Origin of the sequence: Streptosporangium sp. NPDC005286 (assembly GCF_040607515.1) — a bacterium.
Taxonomy (GTDB): domain Bacteria; phylum Actinomycetota; class Actinomycetes; order Streptosporangiales; family Streptosporangiaceae; genus Streptosporangium.
In genome coordinates, this window is the sequence record NZ_JBEXGU010000419.1 from 1 (window position 1) to 1118 (window position 1118).

The following is a 1118-nucleotide window of genomic DNA, read 5'->3' on the forward strand; positions in this document are numbered from 1 at the left end:
GCCGCGGTGCTGGCCTCCGGGGAGCCGCAGGCGGCGGTCCGTGAGGGTGCGGTACGGGTGCCTCGTCTGGCTCGGGTGATGCCGGCCGAGGAGGCAGAACGGCCGTGGGATCCGGACGGTACGGTGCTGGTCACCGGTGGTACCGGTGGTCTGGGTGGTCATCTGGCTCGGCATCTGGTGGCCGAGCGGGGTGTGCGGCATCTGTTGCTGACCAGCCGCCGGGGGCTGGAGGCTCCAGGTGCGGTGGAGTTGCAGGCGGAGCTGATCGCGCACGGGGTCGAGGTCACGGTCGCCGCCTGTGACATGGCGGATCGGGATGCGGTGGCGGCCCTGCTGGCGCAGGTCCCGGCCGAGCATCCGCTGACCGCCGTGATCCACACTGCCGGTGTGCTGGCTGATGGGACGATTCCGTCGCTGACGCCCGAGCGGCTGGACACCGTGCTGCGGCCCAAGGTCGATGCCGCCTGGCATCTGCATGAGCTGACCCGGGGTCTGGATCTGGCGGCGTTCGTCGTGTATTCGTCCTTGTCGGGTGTCATGGGCTCGGCTGGGCAGGGCAACTACGCGGCCGCGAACGCGTTTGTGGATGCGCTGGCTCAGATGCGGCGGGCCGAGGGACTGCCCGCGCTGTCGCTGGCGTGGGGTGCCTGGAGCCAGGACAGCGGATTGACCGGCACGCTGAGCGACGCCGACATGCGGCGGATCACCCGGATGGGCATGCCGCCGCTGTCGGTGGAGCAGGGCCTGGCGCTGTTCGACGCCGCCGGGCGGGCGGCCCGGCCGGTGGTGATCCCGTTCCGGTTGGAGCTGGCGGTGCTGCGCGCGCAGGGTGAGGTCTCGCCGTTGTTGCGGGGTCTGGTGCGGGGTGGTCGGCGGTCGGCGGCGTCCGGTTCGATGGTGGCGACGTTGCTGGGGCGGCTGGCTCCGCTGGGGGCGGCCGAGCGCACCGGGGTCCTGGTGGACCTGGTGCGTACCGAGGTGGCCTTGGTGCTGGGGCATGCCTCGCCGGAGACGGTGGAGGTGCGGCGGGAGTTTCGTGAGCTGGGCTTCGACTCTCTTACCGCGGTGGAGTTGCGTAACCGGCTGAACGGGGTGACCGGGTTGCGGTTGCCGTCCAC

General features: G+C 71.6%; 1 protein-coding gene. It reads left to right on the plus strand.

The features are described from left to right. The coding region (locus tag ABZU75_RS46515; protein WP_355570043.1) for a beta-ketoacyl reductase at nucleotides 1-1118 on the plus strand (1118 nt) is incomplete at both ends.